This window comes from Streptomyces sp. B21-105 (genome assembly GCF_036898465.1).
Lineage (GTDB): Bacteria > Actinomycetota > Actinomycetes > Streptomycetales > Streptomycetaceae > Streptomyces.
This window is the reverse complement of sequence record NZ_JARUMJ010000001.1, coordinates 5764239-5781797: the sequence shown is the minus strand read 5'-3', so window position 1 is coordinate 5781797 and position 17559 is coordinate 5764239. Positions and strand designations below refer to the sequence as shown.

At 71.1% G+C, this 17559-nt stretch carries 19 protein-coding genes; 11 read left to right on the top strand and 8 right to left on the bottom strand.

Annotation, left to right across the window (positions count from 1 at the left end; translation table 11 throughout):
- Positions 1–866: 866 nt before the first annotated feature.
- The 3 genes from QA802_RS26205 to QA802_RS26195 all read right to left on the bottom strand — a co-directional run bounded on the left by QA802_RS26205 (position 867) and on the right by QA802_RS26195 (position 3795).
- Positions 867–1211 (bottom strand): hypothetical protein, encoded by a 345-nt coding sequence (locus QA802_RS26205; RefSeq protein WP_334534890.1) that lies wholly within the window; start codon positions 1209–1211, stop codon positions 867–869.
- A gap of 220 nt (positions 1212–1431) precedes the next feature.
- Positions 1432–2034, bottom strand: coding sequence for a hypothetical protein (locus QA802_RS26200; protein WP_334527318.1), 603 nt, complete (start codon positions 2032–2034; stop codon positions 1432–1434).
- Between the two features lie 144 nt (positions 2035–2178).
- Positions 2179–3795 (bottom strand): beta-N-acetylhexosaminidase, encoded by a 1617-nt coding sequence (locus QA802_RS26195; RefSeq protein ID WP_334527315.1) that lies wholly within the window; start codon positions 3793–3795, stop codon positions 2179–2181.
- A 291-nt stretch (positions 3796–4086) separates the two neighbouring features.
- On the opposite strand from QA802_RS26195, the gene QA802_RS26190 reads away from it, so the two are divergent.
- The 6 genes from QA802_RS26190 to QA802_RS26165 all read left to right on the top strand — a co-directional run bounded on the left by QA802_RS26190 (position 4087) and on the right by QA802_RS26165 (position 9143).
- Entirely contained in the window at positions 4087–4641 is a 555-nt protein-coding gene (locus QA802_RS26190; RefSeq protein ID WP_334527312.1) for a 2-oxo-4-hydroxy-4-carboxy-5-ureidoimidazoline decarboxylase, read from the top strand.
- A gap of 295 nt (positions 4642–4936) precedes the next feature.
- Positions 4937–5317 carry a succinate dehydrogenase, cytochrome b556 subunit gene (sdhC, locus tag QA802_RS26185; RefSeq protein ID WP_306949647.1) on the top strand — a complete coding sequence of 127 codons (381 nt, stop codon included), beginning with the start codon at positions 4937–4939 and terminating at the stop codon, positions 5315–5317.
- Between the two features lie 3 nt (positions 5318–5320).
- Positions 5321–5803: a succinate dehydrogenase hydrophobic membrane anchor subunit gene (locus QA802_RS26180; protein ID WP_319164445.1), complete on the top strand. Its 483-nt coding sequence runs from the start codon at positions 5321–5323 to the stop codon at positions 5801–5803.
- Positions 5804–5822: 19 nt separating this feature from the next.
- Positions 5823–7577, top strand: coding sequence for a succinate dehydrogenase flavoprotein subunit (gene sdhA, locus QA802_RS26175; RefSeq protein ID WP_334527305.1), 1755 nt, complete (start codon positions 5823–5825; stop codon positions 7575–7577).
- The gene (locus QA802_RS26170) at positions 7577–8356 is read left to right on the top strand and encodes a succinate dehydrogenase iron-sulfur subunit (RefSeq protein WP_334527303.1); all 780 of its coding nucleotides are present in this window, start codon (positions 7577–7579) and stop codon (positions 8354–8356) included. Before sdhA ends, QA802_RS26170 begins: the two co-directional genes overlap by 1 nt.
- 166 nt (positions 8357–8522) lie before the next feature.
- The gene (locus tag QA802_RS26165) at positions 8523–9143 is read left to right on the top strand and encodes a Uma2 family endonuclease (protein ID WP_334527300.1); all 621 of its coding nucleotides are present in this window, start codon (positions 8523–8525) and stop codon (positions 9141–9143) included.
- Positions 9144–9150: 7 nt separating this feature from the next.
- Here QA802_RS26165 and QA802_RS26160 read toward each other — a convergent pair whose 3' ends face one another.
- Positions 9151–9531 (bottom strand): SMI1/KNR4 family protein, encoded by a 381-nt coding sequence (locus QA802_RS26160; RefSeq protein ID WP_334527296.1) that lies wholly within the window; start codon positions 9529–9531, stop codon positions 9151–9153.
- A gap of 158 nt (positions 9532–9689) precedes the next feature.
- Here QA802_RS26160 and QA802_RS26155 point away from each other — a divergent pair, with 158 nt between their 5' ends.
- Genes QA802_RS26155 through QA802_RS26145 form a run of 3 tightly spaced genes read left to right on the top strand, consistent with a single transcriptional unit; the run spans position 9690 to position 11436 of the window.
- Positions 9690–10106, top strand: a complete 417-nt coding sequence (locus tag QA802_RS26155; RefSeq protein WP_334527293.1) for a hypothetical protein — start codon at positions 9690–9692, stop codon at positions 10104–10106.
- Between the two features lie 5 nt (positions 10107–10111).
- Positions 10112–10648 carry a thiol-disulfide oxidoreductase DCC family protein gene (locus tag QA802_RS26150; RefSeq protein WP_334534888.1) on the top strand — a complete coding sequence of 179 codons (537 nt, stop codon included), beginning with the start codon at positions 10112–10114 and terminating at the stop codon, positions 10646–10648.
- Between the two features lie 11 nt (positions 10649–10659).
- Entirely contained in the window at positions 10660–11436 is a 777-nt protein-coding gene (locus QA802_RS26145) for a TetR/AcrR family transcriptional regulator (RefSeq protein ID WP_319164439.1), read from the top strand.
- A 441-nt stretch (positions 11437–11877) separates the two neighbouring features.
- On the opposite strand, the gene QA802_RS26140 is transcribed toward QA802_RS26145, so the two are convergent.
- Together QA802_RS26140 and QA802_RS26135 are read right to left on the bottom strand one after the other, a co-directional pair.
- On the bottom strand, positions 11878–13227 hold the full coding sequence (locus QA802_RS26140; protein ID WP_334527286.1) for a metallophosphoesterase: 1350 nt from the start codon (positions 13225–13227) through the stop codon (positions 11878–11880).
- Positions 13228–13229: 2 nt separating this feature from the next.
- Positions 13230–13469: an SCO4848 family membrane protein gene (locus tag QA802_RS26135; RefSeq protein ID WP_334527283.1), complete on the bottom strand. Its 240-nt coding sequence runs from the start codon at positions 13467–13469 to the stop codon at positions 13230–13232.
- A gap of 91 nt (positions 13470–13560) precedes the next feature.
- Here QA802_RS26135 and QA802_RS26130 point away from each other — a divergent pair, with 91 nt between their 5' ends.
- Positions 13561–14949 carry a D-alanyl-D-alanine carboxypeptidase family protein gene (locus QA802_RS26130; RefSeq protein WP_334527281.1) on the top strand — a complete coding sequence of 463 codons (1389 nt, stop codon included), beginning with the start codon at positions 13561–13563 and terminating at the stop codon, positions 14947–14949.
- Here QA802_RS26130 and QA802_RS26125 read toward each other — a convergent pair.
- Positions 14903–15820 carry a YihY/virulence factor BrkB family protein gene (locus QA802_RS26125; RefSeq protein WP_334527280.1) on the bottom strand — a complete coding sequence of 306 codons (918 nt, stop codon included), beginning with the start codon at positions 15818–15820 and terminating at the stop codon, positions 14903–14905. The genes QA802_RS26130 and QA802_RS26125 overlap by 47 nt on opposite strands.
- A 215-nt stretch (positions 15821–16035) precedes the next feature.
- Here QA802_RS26125 and dprE2 point away from each other — a divergent pair, with 215 nt between their 5' ends.
- Entirely contained in the window at positions 16036–16791 is a 756-nt protein-coding gene (gene dprE2, locus QA802_RS26120; RefSeq protein WP_334527278.1) for a decaprenylphospho-beta-D-erythro-pentofuranosid-2-ulose 2-reductase, read from the top strand.
- A 16-nt stretch (positions 16792–16807) separates the two neighbouring features.
- Here dprE2 and QA802_RS26115 read toward each other — a convergent pair whose 3' ends face one another.
- Complete coding sequence (locus QA802_RS26115) at positions 16808–17386, bottom strand: 2'-5' RNA ligase family protein (RefSeq protein ID WP_334527274.1); 579 nt, start codon at positions 17384–17386, stop codon at positions 16808–16810.
- Between the last annotated feature and the right edge of the window lie 173 nt (positions 17387–17559).

The window sequence follows — 17559 nt, the reverse complement described above, 5'->3', positions numbered from 1 at the left end:
GCGTCGCGTTCCGCCAGCCACTTGGTGAGAGCCTTGCTGGCCTCCGTTTTGTTCGTGTATCTCCGGCCGATCCAGTAGCGGACCTGCTTTCCTTGAGCCTCATTGAAGTGGAGCGGAGTACGTACCCCCCAAGTGTTCGTCCTGCCCTTTCGGGGTATTTCGACCGGAGTACTCCCTTGACCGTTGCCTCTCTTGGACACTCAGGACCTCGTTTTCCCGTATCTCGGGTAACTGCATGACTCAGTTCGCCGCGTCCGCTATACAGCCAAGCACGAACACATCAATGGTCCGCACGATCCCCCGGTTTCGGTAACCGGGGATCGTGGCCTATATTGCGCCCGCCCCAGGGCTACGGACCTTGAACCCACGCAGTCGCCGCTGTGCGGGTGACGCGCAAGCCGGGCAGCTCGCGTAGCTGGTCGTCGAGGGCACCCTGCGGCATAAAGGCCATTCCGAACCGGATGTGGCGCGCTGCTCGCCGGGCGGCCGGGCGAGAGGCAGCAGTACACACTCGGCCGCCGCCCCTCTGGACGATGAGCGATGTCTACGAGGGCGGCAGCCGTGCCGCGGGGTTTGGGACGCAGTCCCTGCCGAGGCGATCCGCGACGGGCTGATCTATGCCGTCGGTTGGCCACATGACCAACGCGTGACCAACAGCGGTCAGGAACAGGCAGAAGCACCCAGATGAGGCCAGCTCCAGGCGACAAACGGGAACCGACTCCTGGCCAACAAAGTGCCTGGTCAGAGGCCTCCTACGGCTTGGTCCGCCCAGGGGTGGCGGCCCCGGCCGTTGGCTCGGTTTCAGGGCCCTGCTCCTTCCTTTCCCGTCCGGGACGGCCCCCGTCATGCCCCCGGGCAGCGTGCTGTCACCGGGTCCCGGGGGTCGCGTCGCGGCACAGCAGGCGGAGCGAGCCGTGGCCGGCGTAGCAGCGGCGGGCCTCGTCGAGGGGCTCCCACAGGCGGCCGTCGGGGGTGCGGACCCAGTGGTCGCCGCCGGAGGACCACCACTCGGCGCCGGATCGACGGACGATCACCTCACCGGCGTAGGCGCCGAGTCCGCGCAGCAGGTCCTCGACGGCGGCGGGCGACGCAGCGGTGCGGCGCAGTTCCGCGATCCACCGGTCGACGCGCCACAGGCTCTGCGGCGAGTGGTCGAGGTGCGGCCGCACGGCGTCGGGTGCGGCGGCCACCGCCTCCGCCGCCCAGCGCACGGGCCGGGCCGCGGCGGAGGGCCGGCCGGGCGGGCGGGGCTGCCGGGGTGGTTCGCTCGGATCGGGCTGGGCGGGCTGGGCGGGCTGGGGGGTCGGCTGGGGCTGGGTGGTCCTCCTGTGCGTCACACTCCGTTCAGCGAGGGCGGCGGGTGTTCCGTCACGCGATGGCGCGGCGGGCGCGAGACCGGTGCAGGACCGTCGCAGCTCCGCCGCGAAATGCTCACGACCGTCCACGAGCTCGCCGCGACACCACCGCGCGCAGCACCCGGCGCCCCTCCGTGGACACCTCCAGCGCCCGCCGCAGTCCGCCCGCGCCGTGACCGGCGAGCACCTCCAGGACGATGACCTGGCGGCGCAGTTCGGCGGCGACGAGGGGGGACATGCCCGCCGTACGGCCCTCGCGGCCGGAGTCGACCGGGCCGGAGTCCGCCGCGGGGTCGAGCAGGCGGTGGATCTGGAGCGAGGCGACGGAGCAGGCGTCGGCCCAGGCCCGCACCTCGGCGGCGCGGCGGTCGGCCGGGGCGGCCCTCAGCATGCGGCGGACCAGCACCACGGCCTCGTCGCCCCCGCCCTCGCCCCCGCCCCCGCCCCCGCCCTCATCTTCGTTCTCGTCCTCGCCCTGAAAGGACTCCAGCTTGCCGCGCGTCTGCTCCAGCAGGCCGCCCCAGTCGGCAGCGTCGGCGGCGTCCGCGAGGTTTCCCCAGAGCGGCCGCAGGGTCTCGTCGTCACCGCCGAGCAGGGGCACGCACCGATCCAAACAAGCCAACCCGCTGGCGGCCAGTCCGCGTTCGTCGGCCTGCGCGATCAGTTCCACCAGGCTCATTCACGCCTCCCTCGCCAGGGCCCGCCCTGACGGAGCCCGCACTTCCCCTTACTGCGTGCGACGGCCCGGGAGTGTCACAGGAGAGCTTTTCGGCCAACCAGGGCACCGTTGCGCAGTCGGGTGAGCATGACAGATGAGCCGGAATCAGCCCAGCCTGTTCGCAAGGGAGGTGAACTGCGCCCAGGTCAGCGCCGGCGTCCGCGCGTCCCACAGTTTCTGTGCGGTGGCCCGCAGCGGCATCCGCACGCCCGCCGCGACCTGGTCCTGCGTCTGGGAGTTCGCGAGGTCGCACCAGACCGCGAGGGAGCCGCCGAGGATCTGGGCGTCGTACTTCGCGGGGACCGGCGTGGTGCCGCGCAGCACGCGCGGGGTCCACTGCTCGTAGATGCGCCGCCCGGTCGGGTAGGCGAAGTCGTTGGGCTCGCCGAGGACGTAGTAGAGGTACTCGTCGTTGTAGTTGAGCATCTTGCGCCCGGCACTCAGGTACTCCGTCGGCGTCCGGGCGCCGATCTCCTTGCCCGTCCAGTAGGCGACCACCAGGTCGGAGGCCGGCTGCACCGACGTGCCGCGGAAGAAGCCGTCGTTCCACGCCCGCATCGTCCGGTCGTGGGCGCGGACGGTGTCGGCGCGGTCGTTGAGCCAGCCGGTGGCGAGGTCGGAGACCCCCGCGCCGGCGCCGTACCGGGCCCGTGCGGCGGAGGCCAGCTGCGGGTAGGAGGCGGCCGGGTCCGACACCGTCAGCGCCTGGTACTCGTCGCCGCCGAGGTGCCAGTAACCGCCGGGGAAGAGACCGGTGTACTCGTTCAGCAGGTCGTCGAGGAGCTCCGCGGACGCCTGCTCGGAGATGTCGATCGCCCCGCGGGTGGCGACCCCCCGCACATTGCGCAGCTGCAGCTCGGGGTGGGCGTCGAGGACGGCGCCCAGGTGTCCGGGCGAGTCGATCTCGGGTACGACGGTGATGTGCCGCTGGGCCGCCAGCGTGACGATCTTCTTCACCTGGGCCTTGGTCAGGTGCTCCCGGGCGACGATCTCCGGGTGCGTGTCGGACTGGATCCGGAACGCCTGGTCGTCGGAGAAGTGCAGGCCGAGCTGGTTGTACTTGAGGTCGCCGAGCTCGCGCAGCCGGTCCTCGATCCAGTCGGCGCTGAAGTTCTTGCGCGCGATGTCCAGCATGAACCCGCGCTGCGGCTTGGCCGGCTGGTCGCGCACGACGCCCTCGGGGGCCGTCCCGCCGCCGTGCACCTCCTGCTTCAACGTGCGGGTGCCGTAGAAGACGCCGGCGTCCGTGGGCGCGGTGACGGTGACCCGACCGCCGCTCACGGTCATGGTGTACGACTCCGGGTTCGCGCCCTTGTCGTCGTTGAGGACGAGGCGCAGGTCGCCGGCGCGCACGTCGTCCTTCTCACCCGCGTACGTCAGTCCCAGCTCGGCGGCGACCAGTCGCCCCTCGTCGGCGAGTCCGGCGTCGCCCACCACGACCCGGCGCTCGGTCGCGGGGCGCCAGCCCGGGCCGCGGGCGGGCGTGTGGGCGCGGACGGCGGGAATGGTGCGGGGGGCGGTGGACAGGGCGTAGGAGCGGCTGGGCGTGGGGCTCGGGGACGGGGCGGCGGCCGGGCCGGGGCCGCCGGCCGAGGCGTCGTCGGCCGCCTGCCGGGAGGACGACGACCCGGCCGGCGTCCCGTCGTCGCCCGAGGAGGCCCACAGCCCCGCTCCGACGCCGAGCGCGGCGACCAGCCCGCCCGCCGTCAGTGCCCGTGTCACGACCCTCTGGTGCGGTTTCGTCCGCGGCGCCCGGCGCCGGTGCCTGTGCCTGCTCACTCCGCCAACCGTACGACCCGCGCGCGGTCGCGGCACGCCGAAGTCCGCGCGAAGGGGTCTATGACACGCTTTGAAACTCTCTCGTTCGGGTGAAATTCAGACATCGGTCGGACACACTTCGACCGCTCTCGATAACGTGTCGACACATCTTTCACCACACCCCCTGCCACATCGGATGCATCCCCTGCCACATCACCTGAACCTCCTGCCCATGCATCCCCTGCCACTTCACACGTGACGCGAGGATCCACGCTGCCTGCGCACCGCCTTCCCCACCTCTCCGGCCGTCTCGCCATACCCGCGCAGACCCGGACATCGCCGGTGCCCCTGCTGCACGGCTTCAACACCGCGTCCGCCGACGAGGCCCGCCGGGTGCTCCTGACCTGCCTGCGCAGTCCCCGCTGGGCCGGTCGCCTCGCCGACCATCGCCCCTATCCGACGATGGAGTCCCTGCTGGCGGCGTCGGACGAGGCGGCGTACGACCTGACGCCCGAGGACCTGGCGGAGGCCCTGGCCGCGGAGACACTCCCCGCACTGCCGGACGACGCCTACGGAGCGGCCCACATGGCGCTGGGCGCGGCCCACTCCGCCTACGAGGCCAGATTCGGTCACGCGTTCGTCATCTGCCTGGACGGGCTGCCGCCGGCGGAGGCCCTGGACCACGTACTGGAAGGCATCCGGTCACGGTTGGCGAACGATCCGGAGGAGGAGCGGGTGGTGGCGGCGGAGGAGCTCCGCCGGCTGGCCAAGGGCCGACTGGTCGGCGTGGTCAGGGACGCGGGAACGTAGCCGACGCGGTCAGAGGCGCGGGGGTGTGGTCGACGCGCGGCCTCGGACACGTGACGGGCTCCCGTGATCCATACGCCCGGCGCCGCGGCCGCACTCGGCGCATATCGGCCGAGATCGCCCCAGATGCCGCCGGCGCTCACCCATACGCGTGCCACTTTGATCACACCGACAGGCCCGGCGTAAGCCCAGCGCCGGGGCCTCGCTACGATGCTGGGGGCCGGTGGACCGTACCCGGCCGGGCCCGTCCGACACCCAAGCCGGCAGGCCCCAATCCCCGCTCCCGGAGGGTTCTTCCGTGCCGGCTGGAACGCTGTACCGCGGCCGGGAAGGAATGTGGTCCTGGGTGGCTCATCGAGTCACCGGCGTCCTCATCTTCTTCTTCCTGTTCGTCCACGTGCTGGACACCGCCCTCGTGCGTGTCTCCCCCGAGGACTACGACAAGGTCGTAGCCACCTACAAGACCCCCATCGTCGCGCTGCTGGAGTACGGCCTCGTCGCCGCCATCCTCTTCCACGCGCTCAACGGCCTGCGCGTCATCGCCGTCGACTTCTGGTCGAAGGGCACGCGCTACCAGAAGCACATGCTCTGGACCGTCGTGGGCCTGTGGCTCGTGCTGATGCTCGGGGCGGTCTACCCCGTCCTCGGACACGCCGCTCGTGAACTGTTCGGGAGCTGACCCATGGCGACCACTGAAACCACCGCAGCCGGGATCGGCCCCGTCGAGGGCGGCTCCGGTTACGACGTCGACAACCCCGCGCCCTTCATCGAGGCCCCGCGCAAGCGCACCAAGAAGACCCCGAAGTCCACCCGGGGCAACTTCGAGATGGCCGCCTGGCTGTTCATGCGTCTGTCCGGCGTCGTGCTGGTCGTGCTGGTCCTCGGCCACCTGCTCATCCAGCTGGTGCTGGACGGCGGCGTGTCGAAGATCGGCTTCGCGTTCGTGGCGGGCCGCTGGGCGTCCCCCTTCTGGCAGGTCTGGGACCTGCTGATGCTGTGGCTCGCGATGCTGCACGGCGCGAACGGCCTGCGCACGGTCATCAACGACTACGCGGAGCGCGCGAACACCCGGCTGTGGCTGAAGGGCCTGCTCTACACCGCCACGGTGTTCACCATCCTGCTGGGCACGCTGGTGATCTTCACCTTCGACCCGAACATCCGCTAGGCACGGGGTTGCGAGAATCATGAAGATCCACAAGTACGACACCGTCATCGTCGGCGCCGGCGGCGCCGGTATGCGCGCCGCCATCGAGTCGACGAAGCGCAGCCGCACCGCCGTGCTGACCAAGCTCTACCCCACCCGCTCCCACACGGGCGCCGCGCAGGGCGGCATGGCCGCCGCGCTCGCCAACGTGGAGGAGGACAACTGGGAGTGGCACACCTTCGACACGGTCAAGGGCGGTGACTACCTGGTCGACCAGGACGCCGCCGAGATCCTGGCGAAGGAGGCCATCGACTCCGTCCTCGACCTGGAGAAGATGGGCCTGCCGTTCAACCGGACGCCCGACGGCACGATCGACCAGCGCCGCTTCGGCGGTCACAGCCGCAACCACGGCGAGGCCCCGGTCCGCCGGTCCTGCTACGCGGCCGACCGCACCGGCCACATGATCCTGCAGACGCTGTACCAGAACTGCGTGAAGGAGGGCGTGGAGTTCTACAACGAGTTCTACGTCCTCGACCAGCTGATCACCGAGGTCGACGGCGTCAAGAAGTCCGCCGGCGTCGTGGCGTACGAGCTGGCCACCGGCGAGATCCACGTCTTCCAGGCGAAGGCCGTGATCTACGCGTCCGGCGGCTGCGGCAAGTTCTTCAAGGTGACGTCGAACGCGCACACGCTGACGGGCGACGGCCAGGCGGCGGTCTACCGCCGCGGTCTGCCGCTGGAGGACATGGAGTTCTTCCAGTTCCACCCGACCGGCATCTGGCGCATGGGCATCCTGCTGACGGAGGGCGCCCGCGGCGAGGGCGGCATCCTGCGCAACAAGGACGGCGAGCGCTTCATGGAGAAGTACGCGCCGGTCATGAAGGACCTCGCGTCCCGTGACGTCGTCTCCCGCTCGATCTACACCGAGATCCGCGAGGGCCGCGGCTGCGGTCCCGAGGGCGACCACGTCTACCTGGACCTCACCCACCTCCCGCCGGAGCAGCTGGACGCCAAGCTGCCCGACATCACGGAGTTCGCGCGCACCTACCTCGGCATCGAGCCCTACACGGACCCGATCCCGATCCAGCCGACCGCGCACTACGCCATGGGCGGCATCCCGACGAACGTCGAGGGCGAGGTCCTGCGCGACAACACGACGGTCGTCCCGGGCCTGTACGCGGCCGGCGAGGTCGCCTGCGTGTCGGTGCACGGCGCCAACCGCCTGGGCACCAACTCGCTGCTGGACATCAACGTGTTCGGCAAGCGGGCCGGCATCGCCGCCGCCGAGTACTCCCAGAAGGCGGACTTCGTCGAGCTGCCGGACAGCCCCGCGCAGCTGGTCGTCGACCAGGTGGAGCGGCTGCGCTCCGCCACGGGCACCGAGCGCGTGGCGGTCCTGCGCCGCGAGCTGCAGGAGACCATGGACGCGAACGTCATGGTGTTCCGCACCGAGCAGACGATCAAGACGGCGGTCGAGAAGATCGCCGAGCTGCGCGAGCGGTACAAGAACGTCTCGATCCAGGACAAGGGCAAGCGGTTCAACACGGACCTGCTGGAGGCCGTCGAGCTGGGCAACCTGCTCGACCTGGCCGAGGTCATGGCGGTGTCGGCGCTGGCCCGTAAGGAGTCCCGCGGCGGCCACTACCGCGAGGACTACCCCAACCGCGACGACGTCAACTTCATGCGCCACACCATGGCGTACCGCGAGGTGGGCGACGACGGCACCGAGACCGTCCGTCTCGACTACAAGCCGGTCGTCCAGACCCGCTACCAGCCGATGGAGCGTAAGTACTGATGGCTACCCCGACCCTCGACAAGGCGGACGCGGCCGGCGCCCCCGAGCCCGGCTTCGCCGACTCCCCGTACATCACCGTCACCTTCCGCATCCGCCGGTTCAACCCGGAGGTCTCGGCGGAGGCGGTCTGGGACGACTTCCAGCTGGAGATCGACCCCAAGGAGCGCGTCCTCGACGGTCTGCACAAGATCAAGTGGGAGCTCGACGGCACGCTCACCTTCCGCCGTTCCTGCGCCCACGGCATCTGCGGCTCGGACGCGATGCGGATCAACGGCAAGAACCGTCTGGCGTGCAAGACGCTGATCAAGGACATCAACCCCGAGAAGCCGATCACGGTCGAGCCCATAAAGGGCCTGACGGTCCTGAAGGACCTGGTCGTCGACATGGAGCCGTTCTTCCAGGCGTACCGGGACGTGATGCCCTTCCTGATCACGAAGGACACCAACGAGCCGACCCGGGAGCGTTTCCAGACGGCCGAGGACCGCGAGCGGTTCGACGACACGACGAAGTGCATCCTGTGCGCGGCCTGCACGTCGTCCTGCCCGGTGTTCTGGAACGACGGCCAGTACTTCGGCCCGGCGGCGATCGTCAACGCCCACCGCTTCATCTTCGACTCGCGTGACGAGGCGGGCGAGCAGCGGCTGGAGATCCTGAACGACAAGGACGGCGTCTGGCGCTGCCGCACCACGTTCAACTGCACGGACGCCTGCCCGCGCGGCATCGAGATCACGAAGGCGATCGCGGAGGTCAAGAAGGCCCTGATCACCCGCCGCTTCTGAGCTGCGTCACGGTACGTCCACGAGGGCCCCGTCTCCCGGTTTCGCCACCGGGGGCGGGGCCCTCGGGCCTGGCACACCACGATCGGGTGAACGTGATCAAGAGAGACACCTGAGCGCACCCCGGCCTACGATGATGCTCTCGACACCAGCCCCAAGGAGGCACGCGATGTCCGCTGCATCCGTCGAGCAGCCCTACACCGACGACGAGCCGTTCTCCCTGACGGCGATCGCCGACGAGATCATGGAGCGCCATCCGGGCTACCGCGTCGAGATCATCGGAGGCCACCTCCTCGTGACCCCTTCACCGGATGCCCCGCACGCCCGCGCTCTGACGAAGCTCATGCGACCGTTCATCGCAGCAGGGCTCGACGACGGCGACAGCGAGGTCCTGCAGAACGTCGGGCTGTGGCTGCCGACGGGCGCGGAGGACTACGCGATTCCCGACCTCGTGATCGTCGACGCGGACATCGACGACCACTTCGTGGAGAACAACGCGTACGACCCCGGCTGCTTCCGCCTGGTGCTCGAGGTGACCTCGGGGAACTGGAAGGACGACCTCAAAACCAAGGTCGCCGCGTACGCCCAGGCCAAGGTGCCCGTCTACGTCATCGTCGACCGCAAGCACCAGCGTGTCCACGTCCTCACCGAGCCGGTCGTGGGCGGTTACGACAACCACCAGTTCTACGCGCCGGGGCAGTCCGTCACGCTGCCCGACGTCATCGGCGCGACGGTCACCCTGGAGGCGGCCGAGATCCTCGCGGCGGGCCGCCCGAGGAAGAGCGACTGACCCTCCGTCACCACGACGCGTACCACTCCGGGTCGTCGCTGCCGAGACGCCGGCGCAGGTAGTCCTCCAGGTCGTTCGCCGCCCAGCGGCGGATGTCGTTCTCGTGGTCCCAGACGAAGACCTCCGGCCGCTGCGGCTTGACGACGCAGGCGAACAGGTCGCCGCCGGCGCTCTCGCCGAACAGCAGCAGCGGGTCGAACGGCATGTAGAGGCCGCGGAAGTCGGCCGAGCTCCGAAACTCCAGGTTGCGGCCCATCACTTCGCCGACCGAGCAGACGACGGCGAAACCGTCCTCGTCGTGCGCGCCGTCCGCGAGCCGCCAGAAGTCCTTGAGGGCAGCCGGAAGAGGATGCCCCAGCACGGCCTCGGCCGCCCCACGGATCCCCACGGCGCACAAGCCCTTTCGGCCACCGTTCCTCCCCCGCCCGGGCGAACCCTCGGCCCATCGCTCCCGCACGCCCCCACATTTGAGTTGAACATGTTCAAAAGCAGGGCTACAGTCATCCCTGACAGCGTTTTGAACGCGTTCAAGAAGAGGTGGGGAACATGGACCGCACGGTCATCGCCTACGTCGTCTACCTGATCGTCAGCATCGGGCTGACCGTCTGGGTGGCCAGGACCCTCAGTCGCAACGGGCGGGTCTTCCTCGCCGACGTGCTCCAGGGCAACGAGAAGCTCGCCGACGCCGTCAATCACCTCCTGGTGGTCGGGTTCTACCTGGTCAACCTCGGGTTCGTCGCCCTGTACCTGAGCGGTGACGACACCATCGAGGACACCCGGGGCATCTTCGAGGCCCTGTCGACCAAGCTGGGCGTGGTGCTGCTGGTGCTGGGCGCGATGCACCTGGCCAACGTGTACGTGCTCAACCGGATCCGGCGGCGCGGGATCATGGAGCGGGAGCAGCTGCCGCCCGTCGCCCCGCAGGGCTGGACCGCCCCGTCGGCGCCCGCGACCGGGGCGTGAGCACCATGACGGCCCACCGGGCCGCGCAGGACACCATCGCGGCGCAGGCCGCCGCCGACCGGGACGCGCTCCGCGTCCCGGTCCGCCGGCTCACCGTCCTGCACGACGCCGAGTGCTCGCTGTGCGGCTTCCTCTGCGACTGGCTGCGCCGGCAGCCGCAGCTGGTGCCGCTGGAGTTCGTCCCGGCGGGGTCGGCGCAGGCGTGCGCCCGCTTCCCCGGCCTCGACCACCGCGCCACCCTCGACGAGATCACCGTCGTCGGCGACGCGGGCCAGGTCTACCAGGGCGCCGCCGCCTGGATCGTCACCCTGTGGGCGTTGCGTGAGCACCGGCCGCTGTCCCACCGGCTGAGCACCCCCGCCGGGGCGAAGGTCGCGCGGGCCGCCGTGCTCGCCGCCGCAAAGTGGCGCCGGGGGCAGGAGCCGGCGACCGGCTGGGGCGGGGGCGTGTACCGGCGCGGCGACGGCTGGTCGTACGACCCGCACCTGGGCTGGCTGTACGACCCGCCTGCCTGTGCGGACGGCGTCTGCGCCACTGACTAGGCTCTTGTCCCGTGCCCGCGAACAACGACGGTCCCGCCGAGGCCGCTTCCCCGACCGAGTCCTCCGGGACTCCCGCGTCCAAGTCCGAGCAGACCCGCGCCCTGATCCTGGAGACGGCGATGCGGCTGTTCCAGGAACGCGGCTACGACAAGACGACGATGCGGGCCATCGCCAAGGAGGCCGGGGTCTCGGTCGGCAACGCGTACTACTACTTCGCCGGCAAGGAGCATCTGATCCAGGGCTTCTACGACCGGCTCGCCGCCGAGCACCGGGAGGCCGTCCGGGAGGTCCTGGCGCGGGAGACGAGCCTGGAGGCCCGGCTGGCGGGGGTGCTGCGGGTGTGGCTGGAGGTGGCAGAGCCGTACCACGAGTTCGCCGTCCAGTTCTTCAAGAACGCCGCCGACCCGGACAGCCCGCTCAGCCCGTTCTCCGCCGAGTCGGAGCCCGCGCGCGTGCAGGCCATAGCCGTCCACAAGGAGGTGCTCGCGGGGTCGAAGGCGAAGGTGCCGGAGGAACTGCGGGAGGTGCTGCCCGAGCTGATGTGGCTCTCGCAGATGGGCCTCGTCATGTACTGGATCTACGACCGCACGGCGGGCCGCGAACGCAGCTACCGGCTGGCCGGGCGGGGTGCGCGCCTCACCGCCCGGGGGGTGGCGCTGGCCCGGTTCCGGGTGCTGCGGCCGCTCGTCCTCGAAGTGCACGACCTGTTCACGGACTTCCTGCCCGGGATGACCAACGCGCTGCCGGACCCGGTCAAGAAGAACCCACCGGGCCCGGCCGAGGCGTGAGCCGGGCGGGCCCCGCCGAGCGTGAGTGTCAGGCGGGCCGAGGGGCCGGGGGCGGTGTCGGGTCATAGGGGGGTGGCTACCTCTATCAGGCAGGAGCCGTCGCCCAGGGCGGTCACGGCAACCTCGAACTCGGGTCCACGTGGACCCGCGCAACACCTCCCGTCAGTGCTCCGAGAGCTGGCACACCCACCGGGCCGATGCAGCGGGGCAGCGGGGCAGCGGGGCAGCGGGGCAGCGGGGCAGCGGGGCAGCGGGGCAGCGGGGCGCAGTCAACCGCCAGAACCGGCGCAAGCTAGTTCCGGACGCAGGGGACCACGGTGGGGCACCATGTCGCACTCTGTCTGCAGACCCGGCCCTTCAGGGCCGGGTAGTCGACAGCTCCTTCTCAGCTTCCCGGAAAGGGACTCGACGGGGCGTCAGGGCCGCCTGCCCTAGCCTCCGTCAGACGTGCCGGGAGGCCAGTTCGACGACGGTGATGTCGGACGGCGCGCCGACGCGCGTGGGCGGACCCCAGGCGCCGGCGCCCCGGGACACGTACAGCTGGGTGTCGCCGTGGCGTTCCAGTCCCGCCAGGGTGGGATTCGCGGCGGCGGCGACGAGGTTGCCGGGCCACAGCTGACCGCCGTGGGTGTGTCCGGAGAGCTGGAGGTCGACGCCGTGACGCATGGCATCGTGGATCTGGACCGGCTGGTGGGCGAGGAGCACGCACGCGCGCGCGGTGTCACGGCCGCCCAGCGCCCGGGTGAAGTCGGGGCCCTGACCCTCGCTCTCGCCGGCGATGTCGTTGACGCCGGCGAGGTCGAACCAGGCGAGCTCGGTGCGCGCGTTCTCCAACGGGGTGAGGCCGAGCCGCCGCACCTCCTCCACCCAGCTCTCGGCGCCGGAGAAGTACTCGTGGTTGCCGGTGACGAAGTAGCTGCCGTGACGGGCCCTCAGCTGCGAGAGCGGGGCGGCCGCCGGGCCGAGGTCCTTGACGCTGCCGTCGACGAGGTCGCCGACGACCGCGATCAGGTCGGGCTGCGTCGCGTTGATCGTGTCCACGACTTTCTGGGCGAAGCCGCGGCCCAGCACCGGGCCCAGGTGGATGTCGCTGACCACCGCGATCCGGTAACCGTGGGCGGCCCGCGGAAGCTTGGCGAGGGGCACGGTCACCCGCTTGACCCGGGGGCCGCGCAGCACGCCGTAGGTGCCGTAGCCGACGGTACCGGCGGCGGCCGCGGCCGCCGCGCCGGCCGCCACCCGGGAGACGAACAGCCGACGGGACGGCGAGGGCGCCCCGAGGCCCGGCTTCCCGGACGCGGTCCGCTCGGACGCGGTCCGCTCGGACGCGGTCCGCTCGGCCTCCGGATCCTCGGACGCCGGCTTCTCGGACGCCGGCCGGCCCGGTTCGGGCTTCCCCGACCCCGTGGGCGCGCCCACCGGTACCGGGTCCGGCCGTGGGTGGGCGACGGCCGTCCCGGCCGGGGCCGCGGCGCGCGCCCGCTTCTCCAGGAAACGGCGCAGCAGCGGCCGTACCGCCTCACCCACGACGACGCCCAGCAGCAGGTAGATCGACAGGGCCAGCCACAGGAAGCCAGGCCAGGCGAGGACCCGCTGGAGCCAGAAGGGGGCGCCGGCCCGCTCGGCGATCAGGGCGCCGATCGCCAGGGCCCAGCCGCCGGCGATGAGCGCGGCGCCGCCGCGGCGGGCCCGGCCGGGGCCGTGGGTGGTGTCGCGGAACAGCCGGCGCCACAGGTACCAGTTGGCCGTGACCAGCACGGTCAGCGCGAGGAGCGCGAAGACGATCACCATGGCTACGACTTCCGGCCGAGTGCGCGCAGACCACGCAACCCGATGGCCCCGACGACCGTCCCCAATACGAAGGAGACGACGGCCAGCGTGAGATGCACCCAGAAGTACGCGGTGGGGTCGCCGTCCTCGAACGCGAGCCCGCTGCTGTCCTTGACCAGGTTCTTGACGAAAGTGACCCAGATGATCCAGCTCCACACCCCGAAGGCGAGCAGGAACCAGGAGAGGCGGCGGCTGAGCGTCATGCGTTCAGTATCGCCGCCCGGATTCCTGTTTCGTGACCGGGGTGGGGAGGGGAACGGGACTTCGCGTCGCGGGCCGGGTACGTTCTGCGTCGTGCCCGCACCCATGAAGCAGACCGTCAGGCGTTCCCTGCTGGTCACCTCCGCAACCCTGGCAGCCCTCGCGCTGACCGCGCCCGTCTCGCTCGCCGTGCCGATCCCGCCCCCGTCGGCGCCCCTCTCGCCGTCGCCCTCGCCGTCGCCGTCCGCGTCGAAGCCCGCGTCGGGCTCGCCGTCCGCCGGGGCCTCGAAGGGGGCCTCGGCGTCGGCCAGTCCCTCGGTCGCTCCGCCGGCGAAGATGTCGACCGTGGGCGGCGCCCGGCTCGGGCAGGCCGGCACCCAGGTGACGATCGCGGGCGGCGCGCCGGTGCTGCCGAAGGACCTGACGGCGCGGTCGTGGATCGTCGCGGACGCCGAGTCGGGCGCTGTGCTGGCCGCGCACAACGCGCACTGGCGGCTGCCCCCGGCGAGCACGCTGAAGATGCTGTTCGCCGACACGGTGCTGCCGCGCTTCCCCCGGACCACCGCGCACAAGGTCGCCCCGAAGGACATGGCCGGCGTCGGCGCCGGTTCCAGCCTCGTCGGCATAAAGGAAGGCGAGACGTACACGGTCCACGACCTGTGGCTCGGCGTCTTCCTGCGGTCGGGCAACGACGCCGTGCACGTCCTGTCCGCGATGAACGGCGGCGTCGCCGCCACGGTCGCCCAGATGAACGAGCACGCCGACGAACTGCAGGCCCTCGACACCGACGTCGTCTCCCCGGACGGCTACGACGCGCCCGGACAGGTCTCCTCGGCGTACGACCTGACCCTGTTCGCCCGTTCCGGCCTGCAGAAGAAGGACTTCCGGGAGTACTGCTCGACGGTCTCGGCCAAGTTCCCCGGTGCGACGACGAAGAACAAGAAGGGCAAGCCCAGCCGCGGGACCTTCGAGATCCAGAACACCAACCGGCTGCTCAGCGGCGACTACGACATCTCCCAGTACCCCGGCATCGCGGGCGTGAAGAACGGCAACACCACCAACGCGGGCGCCACCTTCACCGGCGTCGCCGAGCGGAACGGCAAGGTGCTGCTCGTCACGGTCATGAACCCGGCGAAGTCCGACCACAACGAGGTCTACAAGGAGACCGCCGCCCTGTTCGACTGGGGCTTCCAGGCGGCCGGCAAGGTGACGCCGGTGGGCGAGCTGATCGCGCCGAGGAACGCCGCGCAGTCGAGCGCCCAGCCCGGCGCGAACCCGTCCTCGTCCGCGGGGGGCGGGCAGGCGGGCGGCGCGGGGAACGCGTCGGGGAAGCCGGTGGCGGGCGCCGTGGCGGACGACGGCTCCGGCGGCATGTGGATCGCGCTGGCCATCACCGGCGGTCTGCTGGTGCTGCTCGCGGGCGGCGCGTGGCTGGTCAACCGGCGCTGGCCGCTGCCGGACCTGGTACGACGTCGTCGCTGACGTCGATGTCCCCGGGCTCGTCGGGTGCACTGCCGGTCGCCGTCCAGGCCGCGCAGTACAGGACCAGCTTCGCGGTGAAGTTGATCCACAGCAGCAGGGCGATGGGCACGCCGAACGCGCCGTACATGCTCTTCGCGGCCACGCCCTGCATGTAGCCGCTGAGCAGCAGTTTCAGCAGCTCGAAGCCGACGGCGCCGAGGAACGCGGCGACGACGAGCCGGCGGCGGGGCGGTTCGACGCCGGGCAGCAGGGTGAGGACGTAGAGCAGCAGCAGGAAGTCGGCGAGGACGGCGACGGCGAACGCGGCGGCCCGCAGCAGGACGCTGCTCCAGCCGGCCTGGTCGATCCCGAGCTCGTCGGTGATCCAGCCGACCAGCGCCGACGCGACGGTGGAGATGGCGAGGGTCAGCAGGAGCGCGCCGCCGAGGCCGACGAGCACGCCGGCGTCCTTGATCTTGGCGAGGACCGGGTTCTCGTCCTTGTCGGGCAGCTCCCACACCGCGCGCAGACAGTCCCGCATCTGCCCGACCCAGCCGATGCCGGTGAGCAGCAGGACGGCGCCGGCGATGGACCCGACGGTGCCGGCGTTCTCGACCAGGCCGTTGACGTCGATCTGGTCGGAGATGCCGGGGACCTGGTCGGTGATCTTGTCCTGGAGCTCCTGCTGCCGGGACTCGCCCAGCGTGGCGGCGGCGACGGCCGCGGCCACCGTGAGGAGCGGAAACAGCGCGACGAAGCTGACGAAGGTCATCGCGGCGGCGAGCCGCGTCCACTTCACACGGTCCAGGCGCTCGTACGACCGCCATGCGTGCGTGGTCATCAGGCGCGCGACCCACGGCCCGATGCCGGGCAGCTTTCTCAGCCAGTCCATGAGCCCACTCTGCCCTGCTCCGCGAGGATGACGCCGAGGAGGGGGCACGAGTACGTGGTCAGGCGACATCTCATCAATCACCCGTTTGATCACCCGTTTCAGGGATGATCGTCACGTTTCACAACCAGTCGCTCAAGCAGGGGCGATACGGTCACCGACATCCCTGCCGAGACCGTTTCCGAGACCGTTTCCGACACCGTTCCTCAGGAGCCCTCATGAAGGACGCCTTCGGCCTCCCCCAGTCCCTGCTCGTCCTCGGCGGCACGTCCGAGATCGCGCTGGCCACCGCGCGCCGGCTGATCGCCCGCCGCACCCGCACGGTGTGGCTGGCCGGGCGGCCGTCGCCGGCCCTGGAGTCGGCCGCCGCGGAGCTGCGGCCGCTGGGGGCGGACGTCCACACCGTGTCGTTCGACGCGCTGGAGCCGGAGTCCCACGAGAGCGCCCTCGGGAAGGTGTTCGCCGAGGGCGACGTCGATCTGGTGCTGCTCGCCTTCGGCGTCCTCGGCGACCAGGCGCACGACGAGCGCGATCCGGCGGCCGCGGTGCGCGTCGCGCAGACCAACTACACAGGGGCGGTGTCGGCCGGCCTGATCGCCGCGCAGGCCCTGCAGGCGCAGGGACACGGCTCGCTGGTCGTGTTCTCCTCGGTCGCCGCCGAGCGGGCCCGCCGCGCGAACTTCATCTACGGCTCCAGCAAGGCCGGCCTGGACGCCTTCGCGCAGGGCCTGGGCGACGCCCTGCACGGCACCGGCGTCCACGTCATGGTCGTACGCCCCGGGTTCGTGCGGACGAAGACGACGGCCGGGCGGCAGGAGGGGCCGCTGCCGACCACGCCGGAGGCGGTCGCCGTGGCCGTCGAGCTGGGACTGCGGCGCCGCTCGGAGACGGTGTGGGCGCCAGGGGCGCTGCGGGCGGTGATGTCCGCCCTGCGCCACCTGCCGCGGGGACTGTTCCGGCGTCTGCCGCTCTGAACCCGTCGGCCTCGGCTCACCGCGTCGGCAGGGAGCCCCGGTCGACGTGGGCGGCCTGCGGAGGCACCACCGTGCCGCCGAAGGGGTACTCACGGAGCTTGCGCCAGACGCCGTCGGCGCCCTGCTCGGCGAGGGCGAAGCCGGTGCAGGGCCACTCGGCCTCGTAGCCGGCCAGTTCCTCGAAGGCCCGGTCCATCGCCGCCTCGTCGATGCCGTGCGCGACGGTGACATGCGGGTGGTACGGGAACTGCAGCTCGCGCACGAGGGGCCCGGAGCCCTCCCGGATGCGCTGCTGGAGCCGGGCGCAGGCCTCCGCGCCCTGCACGACCCGCAGGTAGACCACCGGCGACAGCGGCCGGAACGTCCCGGTGCCGGACAGCCGCATCGGGAAGGGCCGGCCGGCCGCCGCGACCTCGGTGAGGTGCGCCTCGACGGCGGGCAGCGCGCCCGCGTCGATCTCGGTCGGCGGCAGAAGCGTGACGTGGGTGGGGATGCCGTGAGCCGCGGCGTCGCCGAAGCCTGCGCGCCGCTCCTGGAGCAGGCTGCCGTGCGGCTCCGGGACCGCGATCGACACGCCGATCGTTACGGTCCCCACGTCTTCTCCTGTCGTCATGTCGTCATGTGGTGATGGCGGGGTGGCGGAGTGTGGTGCCGGGTTCGTACTCAGTCGTACGGCTATCGACTGTACGACCACGGCTGTGCTCTGGGCAGGCGCAGACGGAGTGATGTGCAGCGCTCTGCCCCGAGGAACATGTGTGCGGTGCGCCC